Consider the following 14,068-nt stretch of genomic DNA (forward strand, 5'->3'; position numbering starts at 1 on the left):
TGAAAAGGTGTGAGGGACTAATTCCGAGCATAGTTCTGTTTGATAGGCCGCCCCGTAGTTCACCGCTCACTCCTTCGGATCTTCTGGTATTGTACTTTTTAAAGTTAATGATTATCTCACAAATCTAAGGGGCCGCCCCGCTTTGTGCCTTTGCCCCTTTGTCATTCTGAGCGAAGCCGAAGAATCACCCTCCCGCTTTCTTCGCTTTGTACCCCTCACCCACTAGCCAGGCCACTACTTTATCACGGTGGTCGCCCTGGATGAGAATTTCGTAGTCCTTAGCCGTGCCGCCACTCCCACAGGCGGTTTTTAGCTGCTTGCCGAGGGCTTCCATGTCGGCCAAAGTACCCACAAATCCCTTCACGAGTGTCACGACTTTGCCACCGCCCTTGCGGTCGAGCCACACGCGCAGGTCTTGCTGCGCCGGAGGCAGTGTGTCGGGTTCATCGTCTTCATTGGTTTGGTAATCGAAGTTCGGGTCAGTCGAGTACACGACGCCGCTGCGGTTTTTTTTGGACATGGTAGTTTTTTAATTTGTTGAACGCCGCCGCTCCGGCGTATCAGCCTTAACGACGTGTGTCTATTGATTTGTTTAGCGGGGCGCCCCGTGGCGGTTTTGTCTGGTTTGCGACTAGGCTTCCCCGTTTCTAACGCAAACGAGAGCGTCCTCAAAGTTGGCTTATTTCCCAACAATTCAAAAACTACCGGCGAAAAGTACCCTTCGCCGCGGCCCTCGACCCGCCCCCAATTACACTCAGGAGCGCAAAAGATACAGTTCATGCGAAAAAACGACCGTTTTCGGCTACGCGTGAATTTCTCAGAAAAAATTTTCCATACATTACGAAAAAATGCAGCCCTTCAAGGGTTTAGAGGAAACCGTTTTCGGCCAGCCCAAAATAATAATCCATTGTTCACTTTCCATTATCCATTGGCAAAAAGGCTTCTGCTGATCGGCCTGGCGCTGCTCGGAACAAGCGTTTTTGCCCAGCAGTACCCACTCGTGAAGTACACCGTGCGGGAAGGGCTGGTGCAGAACCAGGTACTTTCGATGCTCAAAGACAGCCGTGGCTACGTCTGGTGCGGGACGTGGTACGGACTGAGCCGATTCAACGGGGAGACGTTCGAGAATTACACTGAGGCGGAGGGACTGTGGAGCAGTAGGGTACTTGATATAAAAGAAGACAATGATGGGAATATCTGGATATCCGATGGAGGCAATAGTCTCGCTCGATTCGATGGGAAGACATTTAAAAAATATAAACTCCCAACTAATGCTACCAGCGACATCTTGTTCAATAGAAGTACAAACACAATTCGCATTTGGGATCAGGAGACGGGTGATATCTTGGAGGTAAAAGATGATACCCTACTCCCCGTACAATTACCTAATTTCCCGGAATGTGGGTGGCCTACGATACTACGCTAAAAGCAACACGTACTTTTTTACTGTGGATCAGCAAGTAGTCAGCTACCACAGCGGGCGGGTGAAAGAAATTACAGACAATCAAGGCTGGAACGTTACTGCGATTATCCATGATGAGGTGCATTTATCAAAGACCATTTCAGCAGGTATCGTACAACACTATGCACTTCGAGAAGGGAAACCTGTTCCTTTTCTGCGTACCGAAACCGATGGGTTCGTCATTTCCAATGCGCTGGACTACCCTTATGTTTTTATCAATCAGGAAACACTCTATTACCTTCCGGCTCATTCTACCGTAGCCGAGCGCGTCGGCGAAAGCCCGCCGGGTATGCCACCTGTCGGTTTTTTGAATCAAACCAAATCCTCTATGCTCTGGATTCCGACGGAAAAGGGACTCTGGGGGTTGATGCTCACCGGGTTCAAGAATTTTAAGGATGGCGAAGTACCAAACCCTTGGAGCGTGGTGGAGGATAGCGAAGGCAAGTACCTTTTCTTAAATTACTGGAAAGGCGTACAGGAGTATGATGGAAAAAATCTGCGTTTTATTCCACAAAGAAACTATTACCCGAAAGCAGTTGCATCTTACAAGCCATTAGAGATTTCCCCCGGCCCGGACAACTGGTACTTTCGGGCCTTCCGCGATCAAGATGGTTACTGTTGGTTGCCGGAGGGGACGGGTTTGTATCGCTATAAAAACGGTGCTTGGGACTTCATCCGTAAGGGGATGAATAACTTAGCTTTCACAATAGCCGAAGATGTTGGTCGCCGGAAGGTAGTTGTAGCTAGTTATCAACACGCTTTTACCGTTGACATCGACCCGCCCTTTCGAACTGATTCCATCCGAGGGAAGTCGCTGCTGTTTGAAGGACTGCTCTTGTGTGGGGTAGTTTCGCCTTCGGGCAAGTACTGGTTTTCGGGGCGAGGCGTAGAACGCTACGACTCCGACACCAAAAAGTTCACTTCCTACACTTTTGAGAATAAAAAACTTCCGGTGAAAAGCTTTTATATGCTTTACTTCGACTGGAACGGTACACTTTGGGCGGGGGGTAAGGAGGCACTTTGCCGCTACAATCCCAAGAAAGATAGTTTTGAAAAAATGTTCGACTTTAAGTTCCACCAACTGGTACAATTCGCCGAGCAAATCGACGTAGATCGCCTCCTGATCGCCGACATGAAAAACCTCTACGTCCTCAACCTTAAAAAATTCAACGCCACGGGAAAGGTCGATATCAAAACCTTCAACCACCACAACGGCTTCATGGGCATGGAGCCGGGGCAGCTAGGTAGTTACCGCGATTCCAAAGGGCGGATTTGGATTACGTCCGGCTCGGTACTTTCGGTACTTGATCCAACAAAGCTAGATCTAACTACCCGTCCACTCCGCACTTTCGTTACCAGCGTCAACAAGCGGGGCGTTTCGTTCACCCACCCCGACGAACTCGTGGAAGTACCCGAGGGCGAAAGCATCATTAACGTCAAGGTCGAAACGCTCGGCGAGGACAAGCCCTACAACTCACAGTTTAGCTACCGACTGGAAGGCGAAATGGACGACTGGACCGACTGGCAGGAGCAGCCCCTCATCACGCTCAATAACCTCAGCAACGGCCTCCACACGCTGCGGGTGCGGTCGCGCTCGGGCGACTTCAACGCTCATGGTGAGAGCATCGCTACTTTACATTTTCGCACGAAAGTTGCGATCTGGAAATCGCCCGATTTTTACCTCTACGCCGTCATTGTGGCACTGGCTTTGCTCACGGCTTTGGCGATGCTGGGCGCCATCAGCCAGCGGCGGAAGCGCAAGCTGCTCCAGCAGCAAAATCGCCTCGAAGAGCGAGAACGCAGTATGCAACTGCTACAGGCGCAGACGATCCAGTCGCAGATGAACCCGCACTTCACGTCCAACGTGCTGGCGGCCATTCAAAATCAAATCCTCAACCACGAGTCGGAACGCGCCAGCGACAACCTGGTGAAGATGGCACGGCTGACCCGCGCCTACCTTGACGACTCGCTGCTGGGCCAGGGCGAGCAGGCTTTCCGCACCCGTGACATCCCGCTGACCCGCGAGATCAAACTACTCAGGATGTACGTGGAACTGATGCAGCTACAGTACCTCGACCGCTTCGACTTTACGCTCGAAGTACCCCCGTCGCTCGATCCCGAGATGTACAAGATTCCGCAGTTTTTGATCCAGCCCTTTGTCGAGAACGCCATCGTCCACGGTCTGCATCACCATCAGGAGAGGGGCCACCTGCGCGTGGCGTTTCGGGCCCTGCCCGACGAAGCCCTGCTCTGCCGCATCGAGGACGACGGCATCGGCCGCGAAGCCGTCCGTCGCATCCAGAACCAGAGTCATAAAGAATACGCGTCAGTTTCGACCAACCTCTCGCAGCAGCGCGTCGCGCTGCTCAACCAACTTGGTTACGACATCGCCATTGATATCGAGGATAGGAAGGTGGGTACGGGGACGGTAGTTTCGACACGGGTAGGATTCTCTTAAAACGGTTAGCCGTTGACTCAAAAAAGAACAACGCACCCATGCTAAAAACCTTCATCGTAGAAGACAACGCCCTGGAACTGGCCAATGTGCAGAAGTTTTTGGCGCAAAAATGCCCGCAGGCAGAAATCGTGGGTACGGCGGGCGGAGTGGCCGAGGCTATCGAGGGAATTAGCATGGGGCGACCCGACCTCCTTATCACCGACATTCAGATCATCGGCGGACGCTGCTACGACCTGCTCGACCGCCTCGACGAAGCCGGGCAACTGGCGGGACTGCGCATTATTTTTATGACGCTGTTTCAGGATTTCGATCAGTTCCGCGACCGGTTCGCTCACGCCCCGGTGGCTTTCCTGGAAAAACCCTTTACTGCCAGCGACATTAAGCGGGCCGTGGAAAAAGTGGTGCGTATTCCCCTCACTTCGCAAAGCCATGAGCAGGTACTTAGATTGTTGAAACTACTTTCGGGCGAAAGTGCCCTGCCGACTGTGCCACCGGAAAATCCGCCAATCGCTTCCCGCTCAGGAGAATCATGGTGGGAAAAACTGCGACGGCTGTTTGGGTAGTTTTACCGTCCAGCGACTGTTTTTTCACCCAGGAAATCATCGAAATACTTCACCTTACCATCCTTCAAGTCCGTGACCCGCACCCAGTCCACAGCCCCGGAGCCTTTGATGTAGAATTGAATGCCGCGCAAGTCGCCGAGTTCCTCGCGGTAGGGGAAACGCAGGGCTTCCTGGCCGTCGATTAGGATGACGGCCTCGTGGCCGAGGATTTGCATAGAAAGCACACACCAGTCATCCATTTTTATGCCGAGAGCTTTCAGGTTGGGGTTCTTGCTGCCGCTGAGCTCAGTCTCGGCCACGCCCGCACGAGCATACAGAATGGCATCGGGAGCCAGCACATTGAAGTAGGCGCGGTGTCGGGAACCAACCAGATCCACGCTCACGTCGTAGGCCCACTGCCCGCCGATTTTCTCGTTGTTGAGTACCCGTGCCTCGAAACACATAGCGTCAGCCGCCAGTCCGTAGTCGCGGAAGTTGATGAAGGCGGGGTAGTAGTCCTCACGCGAATCGTTGGGAACCAGGTTGCGGGGAGAATGCAGCAGTCCGTCGCGGTAAAAAGAAGATTTTTCCAGCGGGATGCGCAGGCCCAGATAACCCTCCCAACCTTCTGTTTCGAGCATGACAGGGATTTCGCATACCAGCTCATCTTCCACGAATAACTGCACAGGGGCACTCTGCGCCAAAAGTACCTCAAAAGTAAGCTGCCCCTGCTCCAACTGCGGCACTACGTTCGACTTACCACACACAATATAGGTTTGTCTGGGGTCGAGGCCACGCAAGTCATAGCGAACGAGTACTTTGGCAGGCGCCTTCGCCGAAGAGATTTTTACCAGGGTGAGCCGCTCGTCATCCGGCGGGATTGCCCCGTCCCGCTGCCAGAAAAGGCTTCCCAAACCAAGCAAAATTACCAGCGCAAGTACCCCCGCCAGCCCCCACTTCGCCGCCGAACTCAGCCGCCCGGCCAGCGGATGTTTCAGCCGATGGCGCATTTGGTAAGCGGGCCAGTTGGCGTAGCCCAGATACACGGCCAGCAAATCACAGGTTTTGTCATCGAAGTTACGACCCGGCCCCTCTTCCATAACACGCCGAACTGTGTGGGCTTTGATTTCCTTCTCGGCGGCGGTTGCCAGTCCGTATCGTTCTTTGTAAGCCTCGTTGAGAGCATCGGCCAGGTCGTGGTAGAAGGCATTTTTACTTGGCAACCTCTCCACTCCCGCAAACTGCAAACCGTGACTTGTCCACTTTTTGGGCCATTCCGCCTCGATTTTCTGAATAAAATCTTCCAAAAGTTGTTCCAGGTCCAGCCCGCGACTGGACTCTCTGGGTAGCTTTGACGGCATAGATCTAGTGGGTCAGAGGTACTTTAACCGCGCGGTTAAAGTCTGAGTGAAGCTGTAAAAATAAGGGAATTTGTGCTGGATACAAGTTTGGCGTAGTTTGGAAGACCGTTCGACGTTCCTGGTTTTACTTTGTGCCTTTGGAACTGCCCCTCAAAAATATGCTAAAAACTTTCCTTCTCGAAGACAACGCCGCCGAACTGGCTACCGTGCAAAGGTTTCTGGCGCAGCAATGCCCCGGCGTATCCGTGGTGGGCACTGCCAGGGAAATGCAGGAAGCCTACGACGGCATCCTGCGCACCCATCCCGATCTGCTGATTTCGGATATCCAGCTCATCGGCGGGCGCTGCTATGATCTCCTTAATCAATTGAAAGCCACCGACCGACTGCACGGACTACGATTGATTTTTATGACGGGCGTCCGGGAGTTCAGCATCGCCCGCGATGGCTACGCCTTTGCGCCCGTGGCATTTCTGGAAAAACCCTTTACCGCCGGAGAATTGCAGGCCGCCGTCGCGAAGGTGGAGAAAGGTACCGAAAATCCGCAGACCCGCCAGCAGGTGGAGATGCTGCTGGAATTGCTCGCCCAGCCACCACGCACCGCCCAGCGGCTGACCGTCTCACTCCTTGGCGGCACCCTGCGGCTGGTGGAACTGCGCGACATCGGCTACCTGGAAGCCGACGACGGCATGGCCCGGCTTTACTTGCAAAGTACCCCCGACCCGGCGGCACCCCCGCTTATCTCCAACAAACCCCTCGGCTACTACCGGACACTGCTCGCTGACAACCCGCGCTTTTTCCCCATCAGCAACAGCCAAATCATCAACCTCGACCACTTTGACCGCTACGACCACGGCGAGCGGCTCGTCTATCTCCGCAACCCGTCCCGCCGCCTTTACGCCTCACGCTCCGGTGCCCGCGCCCTGCGGGAGTTGCTACTGAATAGTCCACTGACGTAGGGCCGTCGGCTTTCGGCAGTCGGCCAGCGGCCTGGTTTGTCGTGGACAGAATCGGTGGCGAAGATTTTTGGAGGACGGTAGAAAGGTAAAGCTCACCCGATGCTCGTCCCAACCAAAAGCTAACAGCCGACGGCCGATAGCCAAAACAGTTTATCCGCAAAAACGACCAATAAAGCCAAAAAACTGACGGATTATGCCCTGGCAAGTAAAGCTTTGGGTCAATGCAGTTAGTTTTAATGAGTGAAAATTAGGGGCAGAGGAGAGGAGCGAAGAAAACGAAGTACCCCATACCCGAAACAAAAAATGAGAAATCCTTCCCTCTCCAACGATCTGCCCTACCTGAATGAACTTCGGGCGCAGCTCCTGACGCGCATTGCCGAGGCGTGGGAGAGCCGCTGGGCCGCCGCCCACGGCTCGGAGTTCGTATGCGTGGAGGACCTGCCGAGCCGCAACGCTTTCTACGAAGACCTGCTGCTGGACATCGACCAAACCCTAAGCGACCAACTCGGGACGCGATCGGCGGATTATTTTATTTCCAAAGACACGCTGCGGCGGTTCCTGAACCCGCGCTACGGCGGCGGCTTCGGCCCCAAGACCAAAAACGCCCTGGCTATCTACGGTGGCTACGCCGACTGGGAGGAGTTTGTGCGCCAGTACGCCCCGGAACCTGCTGCCCCGTCCGTAAACATTTATCAAATCGTCCTGCTTCCCTCCGACTGGTCGGCCAGTGCCCGGCTGCTGGGCGATGGACCCACCGTCCCGCCCGTGTGGCAGCGGCGCGGGATGGTACTCACGGGCGTATTTGCCATGTTGATGCTGACCGCCGCCGGGGGTTTCGCGCTCTACGATTTCGTGAGAACCAAGTTCCTTGCCCCGCCCCCCGACCAATTCATCAAAGAACTGTACAGTACCGTCCGCGAAGCTAACGATGCCGAGTTCGCAGCCTACCGCAACGTCCCCGAAACCGACCTGAACACGCTGGAAAAGTACTTCGATCCGAAAGGCTCGGCCTACGGCAAAATCAAAGAATCTGTGCTGGGCAACGTCGCTAAAAAACGCATCATCTGCAATCCAGGCAACCCCTCCACTCACGAGCTGCTCAGTATTTCCCTCAGCGAAATCAACGGCGACGAGGCCCTGGTCAAAACCCGCGAGTAATGGTACCTCCGCTGGTTCGATACGCAGCAAAAAGACTACCTCGACTACGTCTATAAGGAAACCAACGAGCAACTCTACGTCCTCGTCTGGCGACGGGGCCGCTGGCGGGTGCGCTCCAACGCCTACCCGCCCCAAAGCGACAACGATACTCAGAAAGAGTGACTTACCCTTTTGCCAAACCCTTTGCCAAAGCTGCCAAGGTACTTTGCCAAACATTTTTTACCAGGATGTAACATCTTTCGGCTGTTAAAAGGAAGAGCAGAGGTTCGAAGCGACAAAGCCACAGAGCCACAAAGTTCCAGAGAAGATCGAACAACGAACAGGGTAACGTATCCCGAACAAAGAACCTAATACCCCGTACTTTTTACTCCTATAATTATGCAAGCACTTTCTACGTCTTACGAACCCGTTGCTCCTGTTCCTACCGTCCTGCGCCCGCTCTTGCCCGAAGGACTGTCGCTACCCTATCCCAAGGGCAACCGCTTCGTACCCGCCGACCACATCCTGGCCCTGAGCGGCGACCGCAACTACACCCGCTTCCACTTCCGCGATGGCCGCACTTTTCTCTACTCCAAAACGCTGCGCGAGATCCTCTCCCGGCTCCCCGCCCACGCCTTTACCCGCATCCACCGCAGCCACGCCGTGAATCGACAACATATCCGCACCGTTTTTAAAGATTCTATCGTGCTGGTCGATGGGAGTGAGTGGGGGGTGAGTCGCAGGAAAAGGGGGAAGTCGAAGCGATTGGTTGTGGTACGGGCGTCTCGCCCGTCTCGCTGAAAAGGTAAATTTCCAAGGCGTAAAACCCTCGTTGACAAATATGAAAAAACTTTCCCTTCTACTAATTCTTGGTTTTGCTCTGGCTTGGTCCGCCAACGCCCAAACCCCCACGCCCTCCGACACCCTGCCCGGCTGCGGCGTGACGGGCGACTTCCTGGAACGTAATATCGACCCGCAGCTACTGAAGCAGATGAACGCCCAGTGGCAGCGAAATAAAGGCAAGGGAACACTTTCCGCGAACGACCCCATCATCTACATCCCTGTGATGTTCCACATCGTGCACCTAGGGGAACCCATCGGCGTGGGGTCTAACCTGTCGGAGGGGCAGATTCAGGCTTCCTTGGCTACGCTGAACAACATCTTCAGGGCGCGGGGGAAGTATGCCGGAGTGAACGATACCCGCATCGAGTTTGTGCTGGCCAATTGTTCGGGTGTCGATCGTGCAGATGCGTCGGGCGTTCCTGAATACGCAAGCCAGGGGGTAGTTTTGAACAACGGAAATCAGCAGCAGCAAATACAACAGCTATTTGGACCCTTTCAGGATAAGTTCGTGAATATATATGTAGTCCACAGGATAGACCAGGCCGGAGGATTTGCCAGCTTCGGTGGGCGGATGTTTATCACTTTGTATGACTTTCCAAAAACAAACGAAAGGTCATCTAGTTCGCTGACTTTTGCCCACGAAATAGGGCATGTCCTGTTTTTAGCGCACACGTTCAATGGTGATAATTCCGGTTATCCACCAAACCCAAATACTACGGTATGTCCCCCCAATGACAATCCGTTGGTGGACGGCGACCAGGTGGCCGACACGCCGCCGCACCGAGTGTTCGACCTGAATTATAATACCCCGGCTACCGACATCAACTACTGCACGAGCCAACCCTTTGGCATCGGATTGGTCAAGAATCACATGGCTTACTATACCAGTGCCGACCGCTTCACGCCCGGCCAGATCGCCCGTATGCGGTTTCATTTGGAAAACTACCTGACCAAATGGACTGACTCTGACGCAGTGCCGACGCCGAACAACCAAATAACGCTTACGTCGGTACCCTCTGTTCTATGTGCCAATGTCGCGGTAACTGTGAACTTTACCAACAATTCAGGGAGTACGAATCCGGTACTGCTCCTCTCGAAGGGAGATGAAGTCGTGAATTATGTCGAAAATGCAAACAGCCCGGTCATTTTCAATGTCCCGGTCAATGTTCATAATCTGAACTACAACACTTTGGAAGAAGGGGACGATTACCGAATAAGTATAGTGGCGGGTTGCAATAGTGCCGCCTCCAATCCTGTGACTTATAACAACATCGACCTATACAGCCTGGCGGTCGTCGGGGCTGATGGTGAGCCCTTCGCCAACACCTACCAGAATGCCTACCAAAATCTGTGTAATGGTAGTGCGCTCACCTTGAAGGCCGGATTGACCTACTCGGCAAACGGTGTCAACCGCCAACTCACCGATGTGGAACTGGCTAACTTTAATTTTCAATGGACACTCAATGGAAATGCCATTTCCGGGGCTACGGGAGCCAGCTACGCGGCAAACGGCGTTGGCGGAACGTATCGGTATGTCCTTTCCCGACTCGACTGTGCCAACCAGAGCAAGGTGTCCTACTTCGCCTCTTTGAACTATAATTCTTACTCGAATTCCTACATCAGCGATTATCAGGCCATTGGCAATCCGCTCCGAACCCAATGCGCCGGAAACACTATAAAACTACAAGCCAGCTACGCCAGCAACACTGCTACGTATCAGTGGTATAAAGATGGCGTACTGTTACACGCTCAGACGGGCAGAATACTGCTTGCTGGTAGTAGCGGCTCCTATCGGGTAGTACCCAGCGATGGTGGATGCCAGATATCTACATCGGACAACGACAAGATTGCCGTCAGCTTGGCGGACAAGCTTGAAAACTACATCACCGCGCCGAGCGATAGCATTGCTTGCAACGGCCTTTATCTGTATGGGCCGGCGACGGGCCAATCGTACGGAAATACCTGGGCTGCCGGACTCACCTACCAATGGCTCCGCAACGGCCAAGAAATACTGGGTGCCACCAGTAATGGTTATTTTACCAGCCAAGCCGGAACATACAGCCTGAAACTGCGGCAGGGTACTTGCGAATCGGTGAGCAGCGGCAAGAGAATTTATACCGCCGACAAAAACCAAAAGCCCATTATTTCGGCCCCTGCATCTTTTGCCAGTGGAATCACCTACCGGATTTATTTGGAAAATACAGGAAGCAATGGCTTCCAATGGTTCAAAGACGACCAGCCCATATTCGGCTATAATTATCTGGATGTTTCCTCGTCAGGCGTGTATGAAGTACGAAAGGGGTACAACGACTGCGCTATCGACTCCGACCCCCTCACCATAGTTTTCGGCTCGACATTATCGCCCGGTATTCTGGCCGACAATGTAGTGAACCTAGCCTGTAGCAACGGAAATTATTCACCCTACCTGCGTCTCGACTATCGTTTCTACGCCAATACGTCGGGCTTGACTTTCCGCTGGATGAAGGACGGAGCCGATCTGCCTCTCAGCAATTACTACGCCGATAAAAACTACATCTACCAGACCGAAAGTGGCCTGTACCAACTCCGCGTGACCAATGGGTCTGCCAGCGGGGTCTCCAATGGGATTGCCATCACTTCGAGCAGTAATGTGATTCTCCCCATAACTGCTCTGAACGAAGTAAAGGACGCGTGCGATAACAATGTCGTCAAACTTAGCTTCCTACAGACGCTCGTTTACAATGCTAACCTGGTCTGGCGCAAAGACGGCATCATCCTCTCCAATCAATCCTCCAACACCCTCGCCGCCACCCAGTCCGGCACCTACACCGCCACCTACCAGGGCAACGGCTGCACCGTTACCTCCGAACCGATTACCGTCACCATCGGCGGGCCGCTACCTACCGCCACCCTGAGCGGCCACTACGCCATCCGCAGCGGCGAAACGGCCAACCTGCAACTGGCCTCCTCCGCCCAGGGCCCGTACTTCTTCACCCTCTCGGACGGGACGGAGTACCTCGGCCAAGCCCTCACGATGCCCGTACCCAAAAGCCCCATCGAGTCCACGACCTACGCGCTGACGAGCTTCGGGACGCATTGCGGCCTTAGCCCTAGTGCCTCCGGCCTGGCCCGCATCGACGTGACCAACTGCGCCATCGGCGTGGTGAACGCCACGCTCTCGGGTGGCACCTGGACTACGCCCGGCATCTGGTCATGCGGCAGCATCCCCACCGCCCTCGACCTCGTGCGCATCAACGCCTCGCATACCGTTACGCTGCCCGACAACTATCCGGCTAACGTCAAAAGCCTCGAACTGCTGGGCACCATACAGCAAAGCCTGAACGCGGGACTGAAAGTAGGGCAGGAGTAAATATCAATTACCGCCTACCAAACCAACGCCAGGTTTCACCGAAGCCTGGCTTTTCTTTTGATCCATTTTCTTCTCCTCAAAAGGCCTTGCGGCATTGTCCATTCTATATCTGAAATAACGGTTCAGCCCCTGGCACAATTCTTTCGCGCAAAATTCCCGGCGTTCACGGAGGGTCGTCCTTTTAAACCATGGCCCTGCTTTTCGCTCAGAAGTTCGCTCCTCGTTTTTAACTAAAACCTTAAAAAAATGATGAAAATGCGCAAAATGGTTTCCTATGTCTTCTTGATTGTGGGAATCTCCTCGTTATACGGCTGTTCGCGGAATCCAGTGACGGGAAAAAGGGAACTCATACTGATGTCCCAGGAACAGGAACTCGCGGCGGGTAAAGAGGCCCACCCGTCCATCGTGGCCTCGATGGGACTTTACGAAAATCAAAGTCTACAGGCTTTTATTAACCAAAAGGGCAAGGCGATGGGTGCCATTTCGCACCGCCCCGATCTGCCCTACCAATTTTTTATCGTGGACTCGCCCGTGGTGAATGCCTTCGCGGTGCCGGGTGGCTACGTTTACTTTACGCGCGGCATCATGGCGCACTTCAACAACGAGGCTGAATTTGCCGGGGTATTAGGTCATGAGATTGGCCACATTACGGCGCGGCACTCGGCCCGGCAGCAGACGAGTCAGTTACTCGGGCAATTGGGCGCCATTGCAGGCACTATTGCCCTGCCCGAAATGGGCGAGGTCATTCAGGCGGGCGTGGGTTCGCTCATGCTCAGCTACAGCCGCGCCCACGAAACCGAATCGGACGAAATTGGCGTGGCGTATTCCAGCAAGATCGGTTACGACGCTCACCAAATGGCCGATTTCTTCGGTACTTTGAAGAAACTCAGTGAGGCCAGCGGTCAAATTATTCCCACGTTCCAGTCCACACACCCCGATCCGGGCAATCGCCAGAAGAAGGTGGCTAAGTTGGCTACCGAATACCAGCAGGCCAATCCTGGCAAATACGAGATTGATCGCAATGAGTACCTGAAGCGCATCGATGGCATCATCTACGGCGAAGATCCCAAGCAGGGCTTTGTGGAAAACGACATGTTTTACCATCCCGTGCTGAAGTTTCAGTTCCCGGTACCACGCGGCTGGCAGCACCAGAACGCGCCCACGCAGTTTCAGATGGCTCCTAAGGGTGGTAAGGCTGTAATGATTTTCACCTTGGCCCAGGGCAATTCTCTGGAAGAAGCCGCGCAGGCGACCCTGAAAGGTATGGGGCTGGAAGCAAAAGATAGCCAGAAAACGACCATCAACGGTAATCCGGCCTTGGTAGTGGTGTCGCGCCAGGCACCGCCGCAACAGCAGCAAGGGCAGCCGCAGCAGCAGCAAACCGCCCAGAACACTGTACAGGTAGCAACCTGGTTCATTCAGTACGGCGGCAACATTTACGCCATCCACGGCATGAGTTACGTAGCTGATTTCGATAAATACGCTTCGGATTTCAAACAGGTGGCCGAAGGCTTCCGTACTCTGACTGACCGGGAAAAACTTAACCGTCAGCCTGACCGCATTCAGATCAAAAGCGTGCAGCGCGACGGTACTTTGAGAAGCGCGCTGGAAGCCTACCAAATGCCAGCCGACAAAATGAAAGATTTGGAAGTATTGAACGGAATGGATCTGAAAGACCCCGTAACGCGGGGAATGATGATCAAGACGATCAGCAGGTAGTTTCGGGATCTCGCTCGTTGCGAGAAACGAAATAAATACTTAGCAAAAAGGGCAGCCATGCGGCTGCCCTTTTTGCTATATCTCCTGTTTATTCCTGCCAAAAAGCTTGACTCGATTTTCCCCGCCTGCCAACATTCGCTTGATGTTCTTTTTGTGGGTAAGTACCACCAGCACGAACATCACAAAACCAAAGATGACCAGTAGCGTTTCGGGCTGACCGAAGATGCCCAGCAACGAAACT

Annotated in this window: 10 protein-coding genes; 8 read left to right on the forward strand and 2 right to left on the reverse strand. The window is 53.9% G+C overall.

Annotated features, from left to right (window positions below; translation table 11 throughout):
* Positions 1-184: 184 nt before the first annotated feature.
* Positions 185-520, reverse strand: a complete 336-nt coding sequence (locus ACEW8P_RS06305; protein WP_373512250.1) for a translation initiation factor — start codon at positions 518-520, stop codon at positions 185-187.
* Positions 521-907: 387 nt separating this feature from the next.
* On the opposite strand from ACEW8P_RS06305, the gene ACEW8P_RS06310 reads away from it, so the two are divergent.
* Genes ACEW8P_RS06310 through ACEW8P_RS06320 form a run of 3 tightly spaced genes read left to right on the forward strand, consistent with a single transcriptional unit; the run spans position 908 to position 4,483 of the window.
* Entirely contained in the window at positions 908-1,426 is a 519-nt protein-coding gene (locus tag ACEW8P_RS06310) for a two-component regulator propeller domain-containing protein (protein WP_373512251.1), read from the forward strand.
* Positions 1,427-1,448: 22 nt separating this feature from the next.
* On the forward strand, positions 1,449-3,920 hold the full coding sequence (locus tag ACEW8P_RS06315) for a histidine kinase (protein ID WP_373512252.1): 2,472 nt from the start codon (positions 1,449-1,451) through the stop codon (positions 3,918-3,920).
* A 38-nt stretch (positions 3,921-3,958) separates the two neighbouring features.
* The gene (locus ACEW8P_RS06320) at positions 3,959-4,483 is read left to right on the forward strand and encodes a LytR/AlgR family response regulator transcription factor (RefSeq protein WP_373512253.1); all 525 of its coding nucleotides are present in this window, start codon (positions 3,959-3,961) and stop codon (positions 4,481-4,483) included.
* Positions 4,484-4,485: 2 nt separating this feature from the next.
* Here the strand turns inward: ACEW8P_RS06320 and ACEW8P_RS06325 are convergent, their stop codons facing one another.
* Positions 4,486-5,823, reverse strand: a complete 1,338-nt coding sequence (locus ACEW8P_RS06325) for a hypothetical protein (RefSeq protein WP_373512254.1) — start codon at positions 5,821-5,823, stop codon at positions 4,486-4,488.
* A 158-nt stretch (positions 5,824-5,981) separates the two neighbouring features.
* Here ACEW8P_RS06325 and ACEW8P_RS06330 point away from each other — a divergent pair, with 158 nt between their 5' ends.
* The 5 genes from ACEW8P_RS06330 (at position 5,982) to ACEW8P_RS06350 (ending at position 13,827) form a co-directional block, all read left to right on the forward strand.
* Positions 5,982-6,779 carry a LytR/AlgR family response regulator transcription factor gene (locus ACEW8P_RS06330; protein WP_373512255.1) on the forward strand — a complete coding sequence of 266 codons (798 nt, stop codon included), beginning with the start codon at positions 5,982-5,984 and terminating at the stop codon, positions 6,777-6,779.
* A 303-nt stretch (positions 6,780-7,082) separates the two neighbouring features.
* The gene (locus ACEW8P_RS06335) at positions 7,083-7,937 is read left to right on the forward strand and encodes a hypothetical protein (protein ID WP_373512256.1); all 855 of its coding nucleotides are present in this window, start codon (positions 7,083-7,085) and stop codon (positions 7,935-7,937) included.
* Between the two features lie 378 nt (positions 7,938-8,315).
* Positions 8,316-8,717 carry a LytR/AlgR family response regulator transcription factor gene (locus tag ACEW8P_RS06340; RefSeq protein ID WP_373512257.1) on the forward strand — a complete coding sequence of 134 codons (402 nt, stop codon included), beginning with the start codon at positions 8,316-8,318 and terminating at the stop codon, positions 8,715-8,717.
* Between the two features lie 40 nt (positions 8,718-8,757).
* A complete protein-coding gene (locus ACEW8P_RS06345) occupies positions 8,758-12,108 on the forward strand; it encodes a M43 family zinc metalloprotease (protein WP_373512258.1) in 3,351 nt (1,116 codons plus the stop codon).
* Positions 12,109-12,357: 249 nt separating this feature from the next.
* Positions 12,358-13,827 (forward strand): M48 family metalloprotease, encoded by a 1,470-nt coding sequence (locus tag ACEW8P_RS06350; protein WP_373512259.1) that lies wholly within the window; start codon positions 12,358-12,360, stop codon positions 13,825-13,827.
* Positions 13,828-14,068: the final 241 nt, after the last annotated feature.

It is taken from the genome of Persicitalea sp. (assembly GCF_041751555.1).
Lineage (GTDB): Bacteria > Bacteroidota > Bacteroidia > Cytophagales > Spirosomataceae > Persicitalea.

What these genes read in the sequence shown, in the direction of transcription:
- ACEW8P_RS06305 (WP_373512250.1), bottom strand. Translation starts at nt 520, where the DNA reads ATGTCCAAAAAAAACCGCAGCGGCGTCGTGTACTCGACTGACCCGAAC.
- ACEW8P_RS06320 (WP_373512253.1), top strand. Translation starts at nt 3,959, where the DNA reads ATGCTAAAAACCTTCATCGTAGAAGACAACGCCCTGGAACTGGCCAAT.
- ACEW8P_RS06325 (WP_373512254.1), bottom strand. Translation starts at nt 5,823, where the DNA reads ATGCCGTCAAAGCTACCCAGAGAGTCCAGTCGCGGGCTGGACCTGGAA.
- ACEW8P_RS06330 (WP_373512255.1), top strand. Translation starts at nt 5,982, where the DNA reads ATGCTAAAAACTTTCCTTCTCGAAGACAACGCCGCCGAACTGGCTACC.
- ACEW8P_RS06335 (WP_373512256.1), top strand. Translation starts at nt 7,083, where the DNA reads ATGAGAAATCCTTCCCTCTCCAACGATCTGCCCTACCTGAATGAACTT.
- ACEW8P_RS06340 (WP_373512257.1), top strand. Translation starts at nt 8,316, where the DNA reads ATGCAAGCACTTTCTACGTCTTACGAACCCGTTGCTCCTGTTCCTACC.
- ACEW8P_RS06345 (WP_373512258.1), top strand. Translation starts at nt 8,758, where the DNA reads ATGAAAAAACTTTCCCTTCTACTAATTCTTGGTTTTGCTCTGGCTTGG.
- ACEW8P_RS06350 (WP_373512259.1), top strand. Translation starts at nt 12,358, where the DNA reads ATGAAAATGCGCAAAATGGTTTCCTATGTCTTCTTGATTGTGGGAATC.